The 1065-nt window shown below is 42.1% G+C and carries 1 protein-coding gene; it reads left to right on the top strand.

Translation table 11 applies throughout. The annotated features are described in order from the left end of the window. Window positions 1-1017, top strand: a 1017-nt coding sequence (tnpC, locus tag RHS_RS29645) for an IS66 family transposase (protein ID WP_047835271.1), incomplete at its 5' end; no start/stop codon positions are given. Window positions 1018-1065: the final 48 nt, after the last annotated feature.

Genomic DNA, 1065 nt, shown 5'->3' with positions numbered 1-1065 from the left:
GCTAACTGGTGTATCATTGCGGCAGAAAAATATCTTCTTCCAATCTATGAACGTATGCATATGGAATTAATCACCCGCGAAGTAATCCATGCAGATGAGACTACCTGCCAGGTATTGCGTGAAAAGGGAAAAACTGCACAGTCCACATCTTATATGTGGATTTACGCTTCCGGAACTGACGGTCTTCCTAAAATCGTCATGTATGAATACCAATCCGGCAGAGGGGGGATCCATCCACAGGAATTTCTGGAAGGATTTCATGGCCTGCTTCAATGCGATGGCTATCAGGGATACAATAAGGTTATCGATGTATTGCTTTGCTGCTGTATGGCTCACTGCAGAAGGAAATTTTTCGAAGCTCTACCGGCAGAGAAAAAGAAAACCATGAAACTTCTTGATATCAATTCGGAAGTAGCCATCAAAGAACCTGAAATCCCGGAATCAGACCTTGATAAATACATTCCTGCCGAAATCGGTGTTGCTTATTGCAACAAACTGTTTTATCTGGAACGGGAATTCAAGGATCTGCCACCGCAAGAACGTAAAGCAAAGCGTTTGGAGTTAGAAGTAACGATATGGGATAACTTCTGGAAATGGGTTGACTCCTTGAACACAACGAAGGGCAGCAAGCTCTCGAAAGCGGTGGACTATGCCCAAAATCACAGGGATAGTTTATGCAATTATCTACAAGATGGACGTTGCGAATTATCCAACAACGCCGCCGAACGGATGGCAAAATCTTATGCAATTGGAAGAAAAGCTTCCCTGTTCCATGCATCAGTCGCTGGTGCAAATGCAAGTGCCATCCTATATAGTCTCGTAGAGACTGCAAAAGCAAACAATCTGAACGTGTTCCAATATATCTATACATTGCTGTTGTACATGCCGGGTTACAAAAATGGGCCTGATGGTATTGAACAATTACTGCCATGGAGTGATTTCATAAAAGAGCATTGTTCCAGATTAATAGATGTTGAAACAGTAACGGTTGAAGATCATCCAGCCATGACTGTTTAAATTTATTGAAAACTAGTAAACGTTGGGAAAGTCTATACGCTATGTTAT

This window comes from Robinsoniella sp. RHS (genome assembly GCF_001029355.1).
Classification (GTDB): Bacteria; Bacillota; Clostridia; order Lachnospirales; family Lachnospiraceae; genus Robinsoniella; species Robinsoniella peoriensis.
This window is presented reverse-complemented; position numbering and strand designations above follow the sequence as displayed.